Genomic DNA, 18,843 nt, shown 5'->3' with positions numbered 1-18,843 from the left:
GATTGATTTGTCCGTGTTTTAATTTTCTAAACATGCTGTTGAATGAAAGCAAATGGTCAGATAGCCAACTGCATATCTTTGGTAAAAGAAAGGAAACTATCAAACTCCTCAAAGAGTTTTTGGGGTGTAACCTTTGCATAACGCTCGGTCATGCTTACATTGCTATGTCCGAGCATCTTGCTCACCGTTTCAATAAGAACTCCTTGCTCAAGCGTAATGAGCGTGGCAAAGGTGTGTCTTGCCGTATGCGTGGTAAAGGGAAAGGCTATACCCTCTCTAAGGCGCAATGCTTTAAGATACGACTGATAGGTGGCATACTTCATCTGTGGCAGCAGTCTTTCCCTTTCTTCGCCTCGATACTTCTCTATTATCCTAATCGCTTCGGGCAACAACTTAATACGGCAAAGTACACCTGTCTTCTGCCTATTGAACTTCATCCAAAGATTTTCCTCATCATCACGGACAAGATGTGTCTTACTTAATCCCATTAAATCACAATAGGCTGCACCTGTATGACAGGCAAAAACAAACAAATCCCTTGCTGTTTCCATTTCTTCCTCCAACTCTCCGAAGTGGGTATTCATTAGTTTGTCAAGTGAACGTCTGTCAAGTGCCTTTGGGAGTTTCTTATCACCTCTTGCTATCTTTACATTAGCAAATAATAAGGTGTCAGCCAATCCTTCACGGTATGCCAACCTGCATACGGTCTTTATTTGGGATGCAACTGCATAGAAACTACTTTCCTGAAACCCTAATTTGTTCAAGTAGTAGTCCCTGAAATCATAAATGAAATTTTCTGTAAGTTGCGAGAAAGACAAATCTTCCACCTTGTACTTGTCTTCGATAAATGTCCGAAGATTATTACGGGTAGTATAGTAATTGGAAATTGTTTCTCTCTTAATGTCAATTCCAATATGTTCTTTCTTCTCCCTGATGAGGATGTCCAATCGTTCGATAAGCATACATCGTGTCTGTACGCTGCCTTGAAACAGTTCCTTTACATCGGTTGCGTCAAATGGGCAACCTTTGGAAAGTAAGGCTTGATAAGCCGACTGAACAGACAACAGCAAACTCTCCAACCTGCCGTTTATCTCTACTGCCTCACGACTCTTGCCGTCCACTCTACTCTCACGGGGATTCCACAACTCTGGATTGCAGGAGAGTTTACAACTGAACTGGGCAACATTCCTTCCAAGTGTGATACGTCCCATAATCGGAGCCTTGCCCGACTTGTCAAGACCGCTCTTTTTGAGGTAGAGCAACACCTTCATTTTCTCTTGTTTCATACGCTTTAATTTTTATGGGCAAAGTTACCCGAATTAAAGCGTTCCTCACTTATGCAGAAAACTGCCGACCATAGCAAAAGCCACACGAGCGAAAATAATTCAGTTACCGAACATTACTCCATCGTTACCTATGACGAAATCGGGTAACGCTCTGGTAACCGAACTTCTGCCTAAATCTGCATATTCCTGCCCTTTTAGAAAAAGGTACTTCTATGCAAATCGTTCCGTTTCTCCCTCATTATCAGTTAGTTTACATCAACTTCGATTTCTCTTCATTTTCGTTGATTAGTTACCATGCAAATAACTATCAATTGCAATGCAATCCATCATTAGTCGCATGTCAAGTAACCGTTAATGCCGACACGACTTATAAACAACTGATTTTCAATAATGACCAAACGATCTGCAACCTCATCCACAACCATTCTTGGAAAACTGGCAAGGCGAGAATCGGGTACCATGATCACAGTTATTAAGGCATGACACAAGTCAAATGCAAACCTCTATTTTAAGTTTGCCGCCAAGCCCACGCTCCACCACATCAAACAAGGTTTTGAGCGTGATATTTTCTCCATCATTTTCGATCTTCGAAATAAAAGTCCGTTTTTTATCAATCCTATTGGCAAGTTCTTCTTGTGTCATCGACATTTGCTCTCGCGCAGAACGGATTTTAAAACCAATGCGCAGAGCCTCCAATTCACGCTCAATTCGATCTCGCTCAGAACTTCCCGCCTTGCCGTAATACTGATCCTTGATCTGGTCTAATGTTGTTATCTTCATATTTTATTCTCCTGTTTTCGTTCTTCGTAATATTCATTCATCAGCCTTTCCGCCCGCACTATCTCACTTCTCGGTGTCTTCTGTGTCTTCTTTTGAAATCCGCTCAACAGTACCACCAATCTATTTCCATCAAAAAAACAGAACACTCGAAAGATATTATTCCCTAACTGGATGCGAATCTCAAACAGACCATTCGTCCCTTCTATATATTTCAGATAGCGCTGCGGTATACGTTCGATCTGCTCCACTATATCCAAGACTTTGATGATCTTATCCCGCACCTTTTGCGTCTGTGCTTTGAAAAACTCATCGAAATGGTTTTTATACGTGACAACTTCTCTGACTTTCATCTTACAAAAGTAACTTATAAATGACAAGCATGCAAGTCTTTTAAAGATTTTTTACGTAACGGAGAGCATCCATTGGTTTCTGTCAATTAACCATCTACTATGCTTCACCAAGAATTTCTGCACAGATCAGTCACTCAACAGAAACTAACTCGACAGCGATTAACCGTTAATTGTAACTCGATTAAGCAAGAATCAAATGCGTAAAGATGGTATTTTTTACGCATAACAATCATGATTTTACTCGGTTTTGCTGTCAATATCAAAAGAAATACGTATTTTTGGGCTATCGTAAGGATCATTCAATAGGAGAAATCAACATGGCAATCTATGGATTTATTGCGCTCGTGGCCGTTTCATTGATCGGTTGGGCGCTCGCAGAGTGTAAATACAAGGTTTTCACTTATGAGAAAACCGAGGAAGAAACTGCTGTTGAAAACCGGCTGAAAGCGCAATTGCATACCGACGGATATAACGAACTGAGCATCCGAGACATTCTGAAAGACGGTAGTTATAGAGGTTTCGAAGCCATCTGAACGCACTAACCGGCAATGTGTTTCACCGTTTTTCCTCTCTTATGAGAGAGGGAAAGGGAGCGTGTCTTTCCTTGAATCGACATGCCTTTAACGGTTAATTGTTGTGCGATTAACGGCATTTCACACGATGATTCACGGTTAGTTGCGTTGCAAAGAAGTATCCTTTGTCAACAATCCTTCTCTTTGTTTCTCCCTTTTGTACAGTGTTCGGCGCATTCAACAGGATGGAACTGCTGTCTACTCAAAACTTTTTAAATCGTAGAAAAATGATGTGTTAAGCCAAAAACTGAGCAGACTCCTTTTTTCATCGCCAATTTTTGGTTTCGGTATTGATGTAAGAAACCGCAGAAAAAACACCCATCAAAAAAGTGGCTGCACCGGAATTGATCCGGCAACAGCCACTTTTGCTATCATCAAATATAAAAAACTTACTCTGCGGTAACAGGCTCTTCCTTCTCTTCGAAGTCGAGAACATTCTTCTTGTTAGCCTGCATCCGATCGTATTCTTCCTGCGATCCGACAATGAGTTTATCCCACTGACGAAGTCCGGTACCTGCGGGAATGAGGTGACCGCATATCACATTCTCTTTCATTCCCTCCAAACGATCCACCTTGCCACGGATAGCAGCCTCATTCAACACTTTGGTTGTCTCCTGGAAAGATGCAGCGCTCATGAAGCTCTTGGTCTGCAATGCGGCACGAGTAATACCTTGCAGAATCTGAGTTGACGTCGCAGGCACGGCATCACGCACTTGAACCGGACGAAGGTCGCGGCGTTTGAGCGACGAATTTTCATCGCGTAGCTTGCGCGCCGTTACGATTTGACCGGGCTTCATCACCTCACTGTCACCAGCATCGGTAACGACTTTCTTGCCCCAAATGCGATCGTTCTCTTCTGAGAAATCGAGTTTGTCGACGAGTTCTTGCTCTAAGAACGTGGTGTCTCCGGGATCATTGATCTGCACTTTGCGCATCATCTGACGAACGATAATCTCAAAGTGCTTGTCATTGATCTTCACACCTTGCAAACGATAGACATCTTGCACCTCGTTGACAATATATTCCTGCACGGCCGTTGGACCTTTAATGGCGAGGATATCACCCGGCGTGATAACGCCATCAGACAGCGGTGTACCCGCACGAACGGCATCATGCTCCTGAACCAAGATCTGTTTAGATAGGCTGACGAGATATTTCTTTTGATCGCCCGTCTTCGATGTGACGATGATCTCGCGATTTCCACGTTTCACTTTGCCCATCATCACTTCGCCATCGATCTCTGAAACAACGGCAGGATTAGACGGATTGCGAGCTTCGAAAAGCTCGGTGACACGCGGAAGACCACCCGTGATGTCGCCGGCACCACCCACCGCACGCGGTATCTTGACCAAAGTCTGACCGGTCTTAACGGTTGCTCCGTCGTCAACAACAACGTGACCGCCTACGGGGAAGTTGTAAGTTCCAACGACTTCACCCTTTGAATTGATGATGTCGCAGGTCGGAACACGCGACCGATCTTTCGAATCGGTGATGATCTTCTCTGTCAAACCGGTGGTTTCATCGGTTTCGGCGCGGAATGTCAAACCCTCGATAATGTTGTTGAACTTCAACCGTCCGGCATATTCCGATACAATCACAGCATTAAACGGATCCCACTTGGCTATCAAATCGCCTTTCTTCACCGTGTCGTCATGCTTGAAATAGAGAGAAGAACCATACGGAACATTCAGCGTAGAGAGCACAATACCGGTGTTGACATCCACGAAACGAATCTCGGCAAGACGACTCACAACCATCTGGCAATGTACATCCTTTTCACCATCGCTCTCGATAAACGGAACGGTACGCAGCTCATCAAATTCAATTCTGCTGTCATTCTTAGCTACGATAGACGCATTGGCTGCGGCATTTCCCGCCACACCACCAGCGTGGAACGTACGAAGCGTAAGCTGGGTACCGGGCTCTCCGATGGCTTGTGCAGCAATCACGCCGACAGCTTCACCCTTCTGAACCATTCTGCTCGTAGCGAGATTACGCCCGTAACACTTCATACAAACCCCATGTTTGCTTTCACAGGTGAGCACGGAACGAATTTCGACGCTCTCAATGGGTGAATTTTCAATGATCTGCGCCTTATCTTCGGTGATCTCGTCACCTGCTGCCACGATGAGTTCTCCCGTCGTGGGATGAATAATATCGTGCACAGAAACACGCCCCAAAATGCGTTCGTAAAGCGTAGAGATCGTTTCATCGCCGTTTTTCAACGCCGTGCAAACCAATCCGCGCAGTGTTCCACAGTCCTCTTCGGTGATAATCACATCGTGAGAAACATCCACCAAACGACGTGTCAGATAACCGGCATCGGCCGTCTTCATAGCTGTGTCGGCCAAACCTTTACGCGCTCCGTGTGAAGAAATAAAGTATTCGAGCACCGACATTCCCTCTTTAAAGTTAGAGAGAATCGGGTTTTCAATAATCTGCTGACCTTCGGCACCGGCTTTCTGAGGCTTAGCCATCAGACCGCGCATACCCGAAAGCTGTTTGATCTGATCCTTGGAACCGCGGGCTCCGGAGTCAAGCATCATATAAACGGCATTGAATCCTTGGTCGGCTTCGGTCATCTGTTTCATCAAGACATTACCCAGGTCATTGTTAACGTGTGTCCACGTGTCGATAACCTGGTTATAACGTTCGGTATCGGTAATGAATCCCATGTTATAATTCTCAGTGATCTGGCGCACTTCTTCATTTCCTCGCTCCACGATTGACCCTTTCTCCTCAGGGATAATGATGTCGTCGAGGTTGAAAGAAAGGCCTGCCACATAAGCCATTCGATAACCGAGGTTCTTGATTCCGTCGAGGAATTCGCATGCACGAGCCATACCCACGTTCTTGATGACATCTGCAATGATGCTGCGCAAAGTCTTCTTCGAGATAATATCATTGAAATAACCTACCTCTTCGGGAATAATTCCGTTGACGATCACACGGCCGACAGATGTTTCGACCATGCGCTTCTGTAATTTTCCATCAACCAAATCGTTGACCATCACTTTCACAAGAGCGTGTAAATCACACTTACCCTCGTTGCGCGCGATAATGGCTTCTTCCGGTCCATAGAATGTAAGGCCTTCTCCCTTGGCGCCGGGACGAATCTTAGTGATGTAATACAAGCCGAGCACCATATCCTGCGAAGGCACTGTGATCGGTGCCCCGTTGGCCGGATTCAGAATGTTGTGACTCTGGAGCATCAGTATCTGCGCTTCGAGAATAGCCTCATTACTCAACGGAAGATGCACAGCCATTTGGTCACCATCAAAGTCTGCGTTAAACGCCGTACATGCCAACGGGTGCAATTGGATTGCTTTACCTTCGATTAATTTAGGTTGGAAGGCTTGGATTCCCAGTCGGTGAAGCGTCGGAGCACGGTTGAGGAGCACGGGATGACCCTTCATCACGTTTTCAAGAATATCCCAAATCACCGGTTCGCGACGGTCGACAATCTTCTTAGCGCTTTTAACCGTCTTCACAATTCCGCGCTCGATAAGTTTGCGAATGATGAACGGTTTATAGAGTTCGGCTGCCATCAATTTCGGCAAACCACATTCGCCCATCTTCAATTCGGGGCCGACCACGATGACAGAACGTGCAGAGTAATCAACACGTTTACCCAAAAGGTTTTGACGGAAACGACCGGCTTTACCTTTTAATGAATCGGACAAGGACTTCAAGGGGCGATTCGATTCGCTCTTCACGGCCGAACTCTTGCGCGAATTATCGAACAAACTGTCGACAGCTTCCTGCAACATACGTTTTTCATTGCGCAGTATCACCTCGGGAGCCTTAATCTCCACCAGTCTCTTCAATCGATTGTTACGAATGATGACACGGCGATAAAGATCGTTTAAATCCGAGGTTGCAAACCGTCCTCCATCCAAAGGAACCAGCGGACGCAACTCGGGCGGAATCACTGGAATAATCTTCATGATCATCCATTCGGGCCGATTGTAATCCTTGCTGGAACGGAATGCTTCGACAACTTGCAATCGTTTCAAGGCTTCTGTCTTGCGTTGCTGACTCGAATCACTATTGGCACGGTCGCGCAACTCATACGAGATGGCGTCGAGATCGAGGCCGGCCAAAAGATCATAGACTGCCGCAGCACCCATCTTAGCAATAAACTTGTTAGGATCCGTATCGTCCAAAGAAACATTATTTGGTTCAATCTGGTGATCAATAATGTCGAGATATTCGTCCTCAGACAGCAAATCGAATTTGTGAGAGCCGTTCATCTCTCCGCCATCAGCATCTTTTCGCCCTTCCATCACACCCGGTTGGATCACCACATATTTCTCATAATAGATCACGGAATCCAATTTCTTAGTCGGCATACCCAGCAAATAACCCATCTTATTGGGTAGAGAGCGGAAATACCAAATATGTGCAACGGGCACAACAAGCTCGATGTGACCGGAGCGCTCACGCCGAACCTTCTTCTCAGTGACTTCGACTCCACAACGATCACAGACTATTCCCTTATATCGAATACGCTTATACTTACCGCAAGCACATTCATAATCCTTGGTCGGACCAAAGATGCGCTCACAGAAAAGGCCGTCGCGTTCGGGCTTGTATGTACGATAATTAATTGTTTCCGGCTTTGTTACCTCACCGTACGAATTTTCCAGGATCTCCTCGGGAGAAGCGAGTCCGATGGTAATCTTCGTAAAATTATTCTTTACCTTTGTATCTCTTTTAAAAGCCATTTTACTTTCTGATTAAGAATTCACATTAATCCATTTTGATACTGAGACCCAAACCGCGAAGCTCGTGCAGCAAGACATTGAGCGATTCAGGTATGCCCGGAGTCGGCATCGGCTCTCCTTTGACGATCGCCTCATAGGCCTTAGAGCGGCCCACGACGTCATCACTCTTGATCGTCAGAATCTCTTGGAGCACATGGCTTGCACCGAATGCTTCGAGTGCCCACACCTCCATCTCTCCAAAACGCTGACCACCGAACTGCGCCTTACCGCCGAGCGGCTGCTGAGTGATGAGAGAATACGGACCAATGGAGCGCGAGTGCATCTTATCTTCAACCATGTGTCCGAGTTTCAAGAAATAAGTAATGCCGACAGTAGCAGGCTGGTCGAATTTTTCGCCAGTCTCACCATCATATAAATAAGTGGAACAAAGATGTGGCAAACCTGCCTTATCCGTCCACTCCGACAAATCATCAAGCTTGGCGCCGTCGAAGATGGGAGTAGCAAACTTCACACCGAGTCTCTTACCCGCAGCACCGAGAATGGCCTCGAAGATTTGGCCGAGATTCATACGCGAAGGTACACCAAGCGGATTCAAAACCAAATCAACAGGGCGTCCGTCTTCAAGGAACGGCATATCTTCCATACGAACCACCTTAGACACGATACCTTTATTACCATGTCTTCCCGCCAACTTATCACCGACGCCAATCTTACGCTTCTTGGCGATATAAACCTTCGCCATCCGAAGAACGCCCGTCGGAAGTTCATCGCCGATCGTGATGGCAAACTTGCGGCGCTTCATTTCGGCGTCGAGCAATTTATACTTGCGGATATAATTCATAATGAGTCGCTGAATCAGATGATTAGTCCGCTCATCCTCCGTCCAATCATTGCTCTGAATCCCATCATATTCGAGGTTCTTCAAGGCCGCAGCAGTAAACTTACTACCTTTGGTGATAATCTCAGCGCCGGTGTAATCCTTCACACCATTAGACACTTTATCCCCCGTCAGCATAAGAAGTTTGTCCACCAAAATGTCTTTCAAATCAAAGTTCTTTGCCTCATACTCCTCATCGATGTTAGCAAGCGTAAGTTTATCCTGCTTCTTCGAATCACGAGTCTTGACAGCACGAGAGAACAACCTCTTGTCGATCACCACACCGCTTAATGACGGATTCGCCTTCAACGAAGAATCCTTCACATCGCCCGCCTTATCTCCGAAAATAGCACGAAGCAGTTTCTCCTCAGGCGAAGGATCGCTCTCACCCTTCGGCGAGATTTTACCGATCAGAATATCACCCGGCTCCACACGCGCACCAATCCGAATAATGCCGTTATCATCGAGATCTTTCGTCGCCTCTTCACTCACATTGGGAATATCACTGGTAAACTCTTCCATCCCACGCTTGGTTTCCCGCACATCCAGCGAATACTCGTCCACATGCACAGAAGTGAGCACATCATCGCGCACCAAACGTTCAGAGAGCACGATCGCATCCTCATAGTTATAACCCTTCCACGGCATATAAGCCACCAAAAGATTACGTCCCAACGCCAATTCACCGTTCTCCGTGGCGTAACCTTCCGTCAGAATATCGCCCTTCTTCACACGCTGTCCCTTATTACAGATCGGGCGCAAGTCGATCGTCATATTCTGATTCGTACGCCGGAATTTCGGAATACGATACTCTTTCATCGCCGGTTCAAAGCTGACAAACTCCTCGTCTTCCGTGCGGTCGTAAAGAATACGGATCGTAGTAGCATCGACATAATCTATCACACCGTCGCTCTCGGCCGTAATCATCGTACGAGAATCCTCGCACACCTGCTTTTCCAAGCCCGTGCCCACGATCGGCGCATCGTTGTGCAACAACGGAACAGCCTGTCGCATCATGTTACAACCCATCAACGCACGGTGACCATCATCATGCTCCAGGAATGGAATCAGCGCAGCCGATACCGAAGCAATCTGCTGCGGAGAAACATCCATTAAATCCACCCGGCTCGGCTCAACAACAGGAAAATCGGCGTCCTCGCGACATTTCACGTAATCACGAATGAATGTGCCATCCTCCCTCAGCGGCGCATTACCCTGACCGATAACATGATCCTCCTCCTCTTCCGCCGTGAGATAAACCACGTCATCGTTCTTCAAATCAACGACGCCATCGGTCACCTTACGGTATGGAGTTGAAATAAAGCCCAACTCATTGATCGTAGCATACACACACAACGAAGAAATCAGCCCGATATTCGGACCCTCCGGACTCTCGATCGGACAAAGACGACCATAGTGTGTGTAATGAACATCGCGAACCTCGAAACCGGCACGCTCACGAGAAAGACCGCCAGGACCCAGCGCAGAAAGTCGACGCTTGTGTGTCACCTCAGCCAAAGGATTAGTCTGATCCATAAACTGCGACAACGGATTCGTACCGAAGAACGAATTGATCACGCTCGAAATGGTCTTGGCATTGATCAAGTCCATCGGCGTAAACACCTCATTGTCACGAACATTCATGCGCTCACGAATCGTGCGACTCATCCGAGCCAATCCAATAGAGAATTGATTACTCAACTGCTCACCCACCGTGCGCACACGACGGTTACTCAAATGGTCGATATCATCAACCGTAGCATTCGAATTGATCAACTGAATGAGATACTTAATAATCTCGATCACATCGTCGCGCGTCAACACCCGAACATTTGCATCCGTGTTCAAACCCAGCTTCTTATTGATACGATAACGCCCCACCTCGCCCAGGTCATAACGCTTCTCCGAGAAGAACAAGTTCTGAAACACCTCTCTCGCGCTGGCGTCGTCCGCAGGATCAGCATTGCGCAACTGGCGATAGATATAGAGCACAGCCTCTTTCTCCGAGTTACTCGGATCCTTCGCCAGCGTATTAAAGATAATACTATATTTATTAGCGGCCTCCTCGTCCTTATGCAAAAGAACAGAAGACGCACCGCTCTCCAAAATTTCGCCGATATTCTCCTCCGTCAGCTCCGTCTCGCGCTCCATGATCACCTCATTGCGCTCGATCGAAACAACCTCACCGGTGTCTTCATCCACAAAATCCTCGTTCCAACTCTTCAGCACGCGCGCAGCCAACTTCTTACCGATAGCAGCCTTCATATTCCTCTTGTTGACCTTCACTTCCTCAGCCAAATCAAAGATCTGAAGAATATCCTTGTCACTTTCGAAACCCATAGCACGAAGCAAAGTGGTTACAGGCAACTTCTTCTTACGATCGATATAAGCATACATCACACTGTTGATGTCCGAAGCAAATTCGATCCAAGAACCCTTAAACGGAATAATGCGCCCCGAATAAAGCACCGTGCCATTAGCATGAAGCCCCTGTCCGAAGAACACACCCGGCGAACGATGCAGCTGCGACACCACAACACGCTCAGCACCGTTGATGATAAACGTGCCATTGGCAGTCATATAAGGAATCGTACCCAAGAAAACATCTTGAATAAAAGTGCCGAAATCTTCATGATCCGGATCCGTGCAATACAGCTTCATCTTCGCCTTTAAAGGCACGCTGTAAGTCAGCCCCCTCTCCAAGCACTCCTCAATGCTATAACGAGGAGGATCAATAAAATAATCCAAAAATTCAAGAACAAAATTATTTCGCGTGTCCGTAATCGGAAAATTCTCTGCGAAAACCTTATACAAGCCGTCGTTTTTGCGCTCCTCAGGGGGCGTGTCTAACTGTAAGAAGTCTTTGAAAGACTTCAATTGCACGTCAAGAAAATCCGGATAAGGCATCGGATTGTAGACGTCTGCAAAATTTACTCTGTTGTCAATAACTTTTGAAGCCATTAGAGTCTCTGATTTATTAAACCTAACTTATACCTTTATCTCTCTATATCAAATATGATTCCTGCAATGTAGCCCTGCAAAACGCATTTCCCATTGTCGCGGACAAATTGTAGACCTACAACGCGCACTTTCCATTGTCGCGGACGAATTGTAGACCTACAAAACGCACTTTCCTTTTTCGCGGACGAATTGTAGGCCTACAACGCGCACTTTCCATTGTCGCGGACGAATTGTAAGCCTACAAAACGCACTTTCCATTTTCACGGACGAATTGTAGGCCTACAACGCGTTCCTTGCTTTGCGCGCTCCTCCATATGGGAAACCAACGGGCTGCCGCTCATCATATTTACACTCCGTAGACATAAAAAGGTTAGGACTCACCGACTGGGTAAATCCTAACCACTTTTATTGAATTAAGCAATGATCGTCTGTTCGTTTCTTTCAAACCGAGTACAGATCAATCGCTAACGAGCGACGATTACTTCAGCTCAACCTTAGCGCCAGCTTCCTCGATCACCTTTTTCAGGTTCTCTGCTTCCGCTTTAGCCAAGCCTTCTTTCAACGTCGACGGAGCACCGTCTACGAGATCTTTAGCCTCTTTCAGACCTAATCCGCAAGCCTCCTTAACGGCCTTAACAACTTGAAGTTTGGTTGCGCCTGCTTCAACGAGGACAACGTCGAATTCCGACTTCTCCTCAGCGCCGCCTTCAGCGCCACCGGCTGCAGGACCGGCTGCGACAGCAACAGCTGCAGCAGCGGGCTCAATACCATACTCGTCTTTCAAGACTGTTGCCAACTCATTTACTTCTTTGACTGTCAAATTTACCAATTCTTCAGCAATAGCTTTTACGTCTGCCATTTTATTCTAAGTTTTAATTGTTTTAATTGATTTTGTGAGTGACTTTAATGAATTATTCAGGACGCTCGCCTAAAGTCTTCAGCACACCGTGGATGGTGTTTGCGCCCGATTGGAGTGCAGAAACAACGTTCTTCGCAGGCGACTGCAACAATGCAACGATCTCTGCAATAACCTCGTTCTTGCTCTTGATGGATGCCAATTCGTTGAGCTTGTCGGCACCGATATAGATACCTTCTTCTGCATAAGCGGCTTTCAGAACAGGAGTTCCCTCCTTTGCATATTCTTTCAACAACTTCGCCGGAAGATTGGGCACGTGTGAGAACAACACGGCCGTGCTGCCTTTGAGCGTATCGTATAAAGGTTCGAAATCTACTTCCGAAGCTTCGAATGCTTTGTGAAGAAGCGTATTCTTCACAACGATCATCTTGATTTCGTTCTTGAAACATTTACGACGAAGCGCGCTCGTAGCTTCTGCATTTAGCCCGGCAACATCCACGAGGTAAAAGTGAGCATACTCTTTCAGCTTCTCACCAAGTTCAACGATTATCGTATCTTTTACTTCTTTCTTCATTGTACAAAACTTTTAGAGTTATTCAACTGATTTAGGATCAATCTTGATACCCTTACTCATTGTGCTTGAAATAAAGATACTTTTCAGATATGTACCTTTAGCTGCAGCAGGCTTCAGCTTGATTACCGTAGCGATAAACTCTTTCGCATTCTGATAAATCTGCTCAGAGGTGAAAGATACCTTACCGATCGAGGCGTGAATAATACCCGCCTTGTCGACCTTAAAGTCTATCTTTCCTTGCTTTACTTCTTTCACTGCCTTAGCAACATCCATCGTTACAGTACCACTCTTCGGGTTCGGCATCAAGCACGAGGACCGAGCACACGGCCCAAAGGACCGATCTTACCCATACAAGAGGGCATTGTGATGATGACATCAATATCTGTCCAGCCCCCCTTGATCTTCTCGATATATTCATCGAGACCGACATAGTCGGCACCTGCTTCTTTCGCAGCAACTTCCTGATCAGGAGTACAGAGACAGAGCACACGCGTTACCTTACCGGTTCCGTTGGGAAGCGACACGACACCGCGCACCATCTGATTGGCCTTTCGTGGGTCTACGCCTAAGCGCACATCAATATCCAGCGACGCGTCGAACTTGGTGGTGGTGATTTCCTTCACCAGTTCTGCTGCCTCTTTCAACGTATATGCCTTCCCCGCTTCAACCTTTTCAGCCACTGATTTCTGATTTTTTGTCAGTTTACTCATTTTCTTAATTGAAGTTTAATTGGATTAGTGATTTCCGAATATAGACGATTGATTGTCCTCATCCATACATCATTCATCCCTAATCATTAATTATTTACCAGGGAAGTCCCCTTTTACGGCGATACCCATACTTCTTGCCGTACCGGCAACAAGCTTCATAGCACTCTCGACAGTAAAGCAGTTGAGGTCTGACATTTTGTCCTCGGCGATAGCCCGAACCTGATCCCAAGTAACAGATGCTACTTTCTGGCGGTTAGGCTGTGCAGAACCCGTCTTTACTTTGGCTGCCTCTTTCAGCTGAACAGCTGCGGGAGGAGTTTTGAGAACAAAGCTGAATGACTTGTCGGTATAGTAAGTGATAACGACAGGAATAATTTTTCCGGCCTTATCCTGGGTTCTGGCGTTGAACTCTTTGCAGAATCCCATAATATTAATACCCTTAGAACCCAATGCAGGTCCTACTGGAGGTGAAGGATTCGCAGCGCCACCTTTAATCTGTAATTTGATTAATCCAGCAACTTCTTTAGCCATTTTCGTTCATATTAAAATTTAGAAAATATAAAAGAATAGTCCCATCCGTAACAATGGTTATTCTTTTTCTACTTGCATAAAACTTAACTCTAACGGAGTTTTACGTCCGAAGATCTTAACCATTACTTTCAACTTATGTTTCTCGGCGTTGACTTCTTCAATCACACCACTGAAACCGCTGAATGGTCCGTCCATCACTTTGACTGTCTCATTAACTGAATAGGGGATAGTGGAATCATCCACCAACTCAGCCTCTTCGGCATTACCCAGCATACGGTTAATATCGGCTTGCGGAACGGGCGACGGATTATCCAACCCACCGAGGAAGCCCAAAACATTCGGCATAAACCTTAACGTATGTGCAACATCGCCTACAAGGTTGGCTTCAATAAATACATATCCAGGGAGGCTAATCTTCTCTTTCACCACACGCTTACCGTTACGCAGAGATGCGTGCCGTTCTAAGGGGATCAGAACCTGTGATACGTAGGTTTGAAGCAGCGTGTTGTGTTTCATCTCAGCTTCGATGTATTCTTTCACCTTAGCTTCCTTTCCACTAACAGCACGAAGCACATACCAGTTTTTTCCTGTTTCAGACATCTTCCTTTGTGTAAATTAGTTGGGATAGATCGTGCTCATCACAAACCTGAATACGGAGTCCATCGCGAACACCACAAGTGCAATGACAAGGGAAGCAGATAATACAACCATTGCACTATGCGTTAGTTCGGCACGCGTTGGCCAAGTAGTCTTATGCGCAAGTTCATCGTAACAAGCCTTGCAATAATTTGCTATCTTCTTAAACATTATGATTTTCTTACTTTGCACGGGAAGGAGGACTCGAACCCACGACCCTCGGTTTTGGAGACCGATGCTCTACCAACTGAGCTATTCCCGTAGAAAGTTCCCGCAACCGCAGTCGCGGGAACTCTTAGTATTTTATTGCAAACTGTTGCAAAATTAATCGTCGATGATCTCGGTGATCTGACCTGCACCAACCGTGCGGCCACCTTCGCGGATAGCGAAACGCAGACCGACATTCAGCGCAACTGCATAAATCAGATCGACAGTGATCTCTACATTATCACCCGGCATAACCATCTCTACGCCTTCGGGCAGAGAAATCTCACCGGTGCAGTCCATTGTGCGGAGATAGAACTGAGGACGATACTTGTTTCCGAACGGTGTATGACGACCGCCTTCCTCTTTCTTCAACACATAGATAGAAGCCTTGAACTTCTTGAAAGGTTTGATCTGACCCGGATGGCAAAGCACCATACCACGTTTGATTTCAGCCTTATCTATACCGCGAAGCAACAGACCTACGTTATCACCTGCTTCACCCTCATCAAGAAGCTTACGGAACATCTCGACACCGGTAACAACAGACTTCTTGTCTTCACCAAGTCCGAGGAGTTCAACTTCATCACCGACCTTGATTCGACCTGTCTCAATACGACCCGTAGCAACAGTACCACGACCCGTGATAGAGAATACATCCTCAACAGGCATTAAGAAAGGTTTGTCCACTTCACGCGGAGGCAGAGGAATCCAAGTGTCAACAGCATCCATCAATTGCATTACGGAGTCAACCCATTTTTCAACACCGTTCAATGCACCGAGTGCAGAACCGCGAATGATTGGGGTATTCTCGCCATCGTACTCATACTGATCGAGAAGTTCGCGCATTTCCATTTCAACGAGTTCGAGCATTTCCTCATCCTCAACCATATCGCACTTGTTCAGGAAAACAACCAAACGAGGAACGTTCACCTGACGTGCGAGCAACACGTGTTCACGTGTCTGAGGCATAGGACCGTCCGTTGCAGCTACCACGATGATTGCACCGTCCATCTGAGCAGCACCAGTAACCATGTTTTTCACATAGTCGGCGTGTCCCGGACAGTCAACGTGTGCATAGTGACGATTAGCTGTTTCATACTCAATGTGTGCGGTATTGATGGTAATACCACGCTCTTTCTCCTCGGGAGCGTTGTCGATCTGATCGAAAGACTTAACATCTTCCGCGCCGAAACCCTTCTCGTGAAGAACCTTAGAGATGGCAGCCGTCAAAGTAGTCTTACCGTGGTCAACGTGACCAATAGTACCGATGTTAACGTGCGGTTTGGTACGCACGAATGTCTCTTTAGCCATAGCTTTACTTATTTAATTATTAATTATAAAGTCCTGTTTTTCTTCTGCTCCACAAAGCCGAAGTAGAGCTGTAACTGAGAGTTGAACTCAGGACCTCTTCCTTACCAAGGAAGTGCTCTACCACTGAGCTATTACAGCGTTAGTTAGAGCGGAAAACGGGGCTCAAACCCGCGACCCCCAGCTTGGAAGGCTAGTGCTCTATCAACTGAGCTATTTCCGCAAAACCGTACTGAAGTGGGTGGTGATGGATTCGAACCACCGAAGTCGAAAGACAGCAGATTTACAGTCTGCCCCATTTGGCCACTCTGGTAACCACCCTTATACAACAACTCGTCTTAGCGTTTTGTGAATCTCAGAAACCTTGCAACGTTCATCGAATTTCGAGCCTCTTGTCGGATTCGAACCAACGACCCCGAGATTACAAATCACGTGCTCTGGCCAACTGAGCTAAAGAGGCAAATCCTTGCAGCCGTATGGCATCGCATTAGGACGTGTTGTAAAACGGCTGCAAAGATACGGATTATTTTTTAACCGCCAAAACTTTTCTAAACTTTTTTCAATGATTCCTCATTTTTTCCTTGAATTTCGTCAATTGGACTTTCATCGAGTCTACACATTGATCCACACTTTCCTCGAATGAATCGCACGTTTTCTCCACAAACAAGGTCGTTCCGGGTACAGCCACTGTGAGACTTGCCTCTTTATTCAGTGCTGTTGCAGGTTTGACAACTTTCAGTTGCACCTCCACCGTCCGAATATCTTCGTAAGACTTCTCCAACTTGGCGACTTTCTTTTCAACAAACGCCTGTAATTTCTCGGTTGCGTCGAAGTGAATCGACTGAATTTTTACTTCCATAGTGATCTCCTGTTTTTAAAGGTTAAGCCCTGGGATGGGCATTCGTATAAACTCGTTTCAACTGTTCAAAAGTGGTGTGCGTGTAAATTTCGGTCGTTGAAAGGCTTTCATGACCCAGCAACTTTTGCACGCTTTCCAATCCGGCTTCATTGTTCAGCATCGCCGTTGCAAATGAATGACGCAGCACATGAGGTGTCCGTTTCTTCAATGTGCACACTTTCGAGAGATGTTTTTTCACCTCGTTGCGCACCTGTCTATGCGTCATCCGATCGCCGTTTGCGGTCAGAAACAACGCGTCGGAATGCTTCTCCACTTCCGAATCGCGCAGCTTCATATAGTTGATGAGTGTTTGCTGCAACTCCTCACCGAATGGGATGATGCGCTGTTTATTGCGTTTCCCCGTCACTTTCAGTTGTTGATTGACAAAATCCACATCCGAATCATCCAGTCCGATCAACTCAGCGAGTCGCATACCCGTCTCATAGAACGATATAATTATAGTACGCGCGCGCATCTCTTGATAATCATTCACATTCCAAGGGAGCACGTCCAGCAGTCGGTTCATCTCTTCTTCGCGCACAAACTGTGGCAGTGGCTTGTTCTTTTTCGGTCCGATGACGCAGCGGGAAGGATCTTTCTCCACCAGTCGATGCGACAAAGCAAAACGATAAAAGGAACGCACAGCACTCAATCTTCGATTGATCGAGGTCGCAGTGTTTCCTTTATCCATCATGCTCTCCATCCAATCACGGATGACATCGGCGTCTATCGACTCCCAAGAGAGATGATCTTCCAAACTTTTGAAATACGACTCAAACCCGTGCAGATCATCGCCGTAACTCTTGACCGTCAGTTCCGAGCGGTTGAGCTCATATCGCAGGTAGTTCAAAAATTTTTCCGTCATCATGCCACCTTGTTTCGATCATCACAATATTCTGATCTTTTGCAGATGCTATCGACTGCTATGCAGACAAGCGAACCGCATCTTTTCGGCAACGAATGTACGAAAATTAATTCAAACCACCAAACTTTTCGTGAAGAATTTTACTCCTCCACCGAGCGCAACTTCTGAACGTAGATAGCGTGTTCCATCTTGAGTCTCTTCAAAACAGATGGCTTATCATACTGCTGACGTGCGCGCAATTCTCTTACAACACCTGTTTTTTCGAATTTTCTCTTGAACTTTTTCAAAGCTCTTTCGATGTTCTCGCCATCTTTAACTGGTACAATAATCATTCTTGTTTATTTTAAAATCTTGTTAGTACAACGGTTTTTGTGACACGCGGCCACGATTAGCGGGTGCAAAATTACAGCTTATTCGCCAATAAAACAAGTTTTTAGCTGTTTTTTTGCCACTCTCCTTCGCAAATCGTCCGTTTGTAAAAAGAAACACCTTTCATAACATCTCGCTATACAGATGATTCACAACGAGTTAAGAGAAGATATTCGATCGTATTGCAACTAACGCCTTTTCGCAGAGCAACTAAGCATGAATTGGCGTGCAATTAACGGTGAATCGCGCACTGATTAACGCCTTTTCGCAGTGTAACTAATCAATGAAAATGAAGAAGTATAGGAGTTGGCGCAAACTAACTGATAATGAGGAGGA

15 protein-coding genes, 5 tRNA genes and 1 pseudogene are annotated in these 18,843 nt (G+C 46.1%); 1 reads left to right on the top strand and 20 read right to left on the bottom strand.

What is annotated here, in order from left to right; translation table 11 throughout:
• Positions 1-56 precede the first annotated feature (56 nt).
• The 3 genes from JCM12259_RS07025 to JCM12259_RS07010 all read right to left on the bottom strand — a co-directional run bounded on the left by JCM12259_RS07025 (position 57) and on the right by JCM12259_RS07010 (position 2,416).
• Positions 57-1,286, bottom strand: coding sequence for a site-specific integrase (locus JCM12259_RS07025; protein WP_025065922.1), 1,230 nt, complete (start codon positions 1,284-1,286; stop codon positions 57-59).
• 489 nt (positions 1,287-1,775) lie between these two features.
• Positions 1,776-2,066, bottom strand: a complete 291-nt coding sequence (locus JCM12259_RS07015) for a helix-turn-helix domain-containing protein (RefSeq protein ID WP_025065921.1) — start codon at positions 2,064-2,066, stop codon at positions 1,776-1,778.
• The gene (locus tag JCM12259_RS07010) at positions 2,063-2,416 is read right to left on the bottom strand and encodes a type II toxin-antitoxin system RelE/ParE family toxin (protein WP_025065920.1); all 354 of its coding nucleotides are present in this window, start codon (positions 2,414-2,416) and stop codon (positions 2,063-2,065) included. Before JCM12259_RS07010 ends, JCM12259_RS07015 begins: the two co-directional genes overlap by 4 nt.
• Before the next feature lie 278 nt (positions 2,417-2,694).
• Between JCM12259_RS07010 and JCM12259_RS14345 the strand changes: the two genes are divergently transcribed.
• Positions 2,695-2,949 carry a hypothetical protein gene (locus JCM12259_RS14345; RefSeq protein ID WP_234396575.1) on the top strand — a complete coding sequence of 85 codons (255 nt, stop codon included), beginning with the start codon at positions 2,695-2,697 and terminating at the stop codon, positions 2,947-2,949.
• A 428-nt stretch (positions 2,950-3,377) separates the two neighbouring features.
• Here JCM12259_RS14345 and rpoC read toward each other — a convergent pair whose 3' ends face one another.
• From rpoC to rpsU, 17 genes and pseudogenes are all read right to left on the bottom strand, one after another.
• Positions 3,378-7,715 carry a DNA-directed RNA polymerase subunit beta' gene (gene rpoC, locus JCM12259_RS07000; protein ID WP_025065918.1) on the bottom strand — a complete coding sequence of 1,446 codons (4,338 nt, stop codon included), beginning with the start codon at positions 7,713-7,715 and terminating at the stop codon, positions 3,378-3,380.
• 25 nt (positions 7,716-7,740) lie between these two features.
• Complete coding sequence (gene rpoB, locus JCM12259_RS06995; RefSeq protein ID WP_025065917.1) at positions 7,741-11,553, bottom strand: DNA-directed RNA polymerase subunit beta; 3,813 nt, start codon at positions 11,551-11,553, stop codon at positions 7,741-7,743.
• Positions 11,554-12,031: 478 nt separating this feature from the next.
• Positions 12,032-12,412: a 50S ribosomal protein L7/L12 gene (rplL, locus tag JCM12259_RS06990; RefSeq protein WP_025065916.1), complete on the bottom strand. Its 381-nt coding sequence runs from the start codon at positions 12,410-12,412 to the stop codon at positions 12,032-12,034.
• 52 nt (positions 12,413-12,464) lie between these two features.
• Complete coding sequence (rplJ, locus tag JCM12259_RS06985; RefSeq protein ID WP_025065915.1) at positions 12,465-12,983, bottom strand: 50S ribosomal protein L10; 519 nt, start codon at positions 12,981-12,983, stop codon at positions 12,465-12,467.
• An 18-nt stretch (positions 12,984-13,001) separates the two neighbouring features.
• Positions 13,002-13,693, bottom strand: a pseudogene (rplA, locus tag JCM12259_RS06980) (50S ribosomal protein L1).
• A gap of 90 nt (positions 13,694-13,783) precedes the next feature.
• Positions 13,784-14,224, bottom strand: a complete 441-nt coding sequence (rplK, locus tag JCM12259_RS06975) for a 50S ribosomal protein L11 (RefSeq protein ID WP_025065913.1) — start codon at positions 14,222-14,224, stop codon at positions 13,784-13,786.
• A gap of 57 nt (positions 14,225-14,281) precedes the next feature.
• Complete coding sequence (gene nusG, locus JCM12259_RS06970; RefSeq protein ID WP_025065912.1) at positions 14,282-14,824, bottom strand: transcription termination/antitermination protein NusG; 543 nt, start codon at positions 14,822-14,824, stop codon at positions 14,282-14,284.
• Positions 14,825-14,839: 15 nt separating this feature from the next.
• Positions 14,840-15,031, bottom strand: coding sequence for a preprotein translocase subunit SecE (secE, locus tag JCM12259_RS16165; RefSeq protein ID WP_036888700.1), 192 nt, complete (start codon positions 15,029-15,031; stop codon positions 14,840-14,842).
• 18 nt (positions 15,032-15,049) lie between these two features.
• Positions 15,050-15,122, bottom strand: a tRNA-Trp gene (locus tag JCM12259_RS06965).
• Between the two features lie 62 nt (positions 15,123-15,184).
• Positions 15,185-16,378 (bottom strand): elongation factor Tu, encoded by a 1,194-nt coding sequence (gene tuf, locus JCM12259_RS06960; protein WP_025065911.1) that lies wholly within the window; start codon positions 16,376-16,378, stop codon positions 15,185-15,187.
• Positions 16,379-16,444: 66 nt separating this feature from the next.
• Positions 16,445-16,516 (bottom strand) — tRNA-Thr (locus JCM12259_RS06955).
• A gap of 9 nt (positions 16,517-16,525) precedes the next feature.
• Positions 16,526-16,598, bottom strand: a tRNA-Gly gene (locus JCM12259_RS06950).
• A gap of 15 nt (positions 16,599-16,613) precedes the next feature.
• Positions 16,614-16,696: transfer RNA gene (locus JCM12259_RS06945), tRNA-Tyr, on the bottom strand.
• 65 nt (positions 16,697-16,761) lie between these two features.
• Positions 16,762-16,835: transfer RNA gene (locus tag JCM12259_RS06940), tRNA-Thr, on the bottom strand.
• 99 nt (positions 16,836-16,934) lie between these two features.
• On the bottom strand, positions 16,935-17,234 hold the full coding sequence (hpf, locus tag JCM12259_RS06935) for a ribosome hibernation-promoting factor, HPF/YfiA family (RefSeq protein ID WP_025065910.1): 300 nt from the start codon (positions 17,232-17,234) through the stop codon (positions 16,935-16,937).
• A 22-nt stretch (positions 17,235-17,256) separates the two neighbouring features.
• On the bottom strand, positions 17,257-18,141 hold the full coding sequence (locus JCM12259_RS06930; protein ID WP_025065909.1) for a tyrosine recombinase XerC: 885 nt from the start codon (positions 18,139-18,141) through the stop codon (positions 17,257-17,259).
• Positions 18,142-18,278: 137 nt separating this feature from the next.
• Positions 18,279-18,470, bottom strand: a complete 192-nt coding sequence (gene rpsU, locus JCM12259_RS06925; RefSeq protein WP_025065908.1) for a 30S ribosomal protein S21 — start codon at positions 18,468-18,470, stop codon at positions 18,279-18,281.
• Positions 18,471-18,843 lie beyond the last annotated feature (373 nt).

The sequence above is a fragment of the Hoylesella enoeca JCM 12259 genome, assembly GCF_000613405.1.
Lineage (GTDB): Bacteria > Bacteroidota > Bacteroidia > Bacteroidales > Bacteroidaceae > Prevotella > Prevotella enoeca.
This window is presented reverse-complemented; position numbering and strand designations above follow the sequence as displayed.

Excerpts from the sequence above, each read along its gene's own strand:
- JCM12259_RS07025 (WP_025065922.1), bottom strand. The coding sequence starts at position 1,286 with ATGAAACAAGAGAAAATGAAGGTGTTGCTCTACCTCAAAAAGAGCGGT.
- JCM12259_RS07015 (WP_025065921.1), bottom strand. The coding sequence starts at position 2,066 with ATGAAGATAACAACATTAGACCAGATCAAGGATCAGTATTACGGCAAG.
- JCM12259_RS07010 (WP_025065920.1), bottom strand. The coding sequence starts at position 2,416 with ATGAAAGTCAGAGAAGTTGTCACGTATAAAAACCATTTCGATGAGTTT.
- rpoC (WP_025065918.1), bottom strand. The coding sequence starts at position 7,715 with ATGGCTTTTAAAAGAGATACAAAGGTAAAGAATAATTTTACGAAGATT.
- rpoB (WP_025065917.1), bottom strand. The coding sequence starts at position 11,553 with ATGGCTTCAAAAGTTATTGACAACAGAGTAAATTTTGCAGACGTCTAC.
- rplL (WP_025065916.1), bottom strand. The coding sequence starts at position 12,412 with ATGGCAGACGTAAAAGCTATTGCTGAAGAATTGGTAAATTTGACAGTC.
- rplJ (WP_025065915.1), bottom strand. The coding sequence starts at position 12,983 with ATGAAGAAAGAAGTAAAAGATACGATAATCGTTGAACTTGGTGAGAAG.
- rplK (WP_025065913.1), bottom strand. The coding sequence starts at position 14,224 with ATGGCTAAAGAAGTTGCTGGATTAATCAAATTACAGATTAAAGGTGGC.
- nusG (WP_025065912.1), bottom strand. The coding sequence starts at position 14,824 with ATGTCTGAAACAGGAAAAAACTGGTATGTGCTTCGTGCTGTTAGTGGA.
- secE (WP_036888700.1), bottom strand. The coding sequence starts at position 15,031 with ATGTTTAAGAAGATAGCAAATTATTGCAAGGCTTGTTACGATGAACTT.
- tuf (WP_025065911.1), bottom strand. The coding sequence starts at position 16,378 with ATGGCTAAAGAGACATTCGTGCGTACCAAACCGCACGTTAACATCGGT.
- hpf (WP_025065910.1), bottom strand. The coding sequence starts at position 17,234 with ATGGAAGTAAAAATTCAGTCGATTCACTTCGACGCAACCGAGAAATTA.
- JCM12259_RS06930 (WP_025065909.1), bottom strand. The coding sequence starts at position 18,141 with ATGATGACGGAAAAATTTTTGAACTACCTGCGATATGAGCTCAACCGC.
- rpsU (WP_025065908.1), bottom strand. The coding sequence starts at position 18,470 with ATGATTATTGTACCAGTTAAAGATGGCGAGAACATCGAAAGAGCTTTG.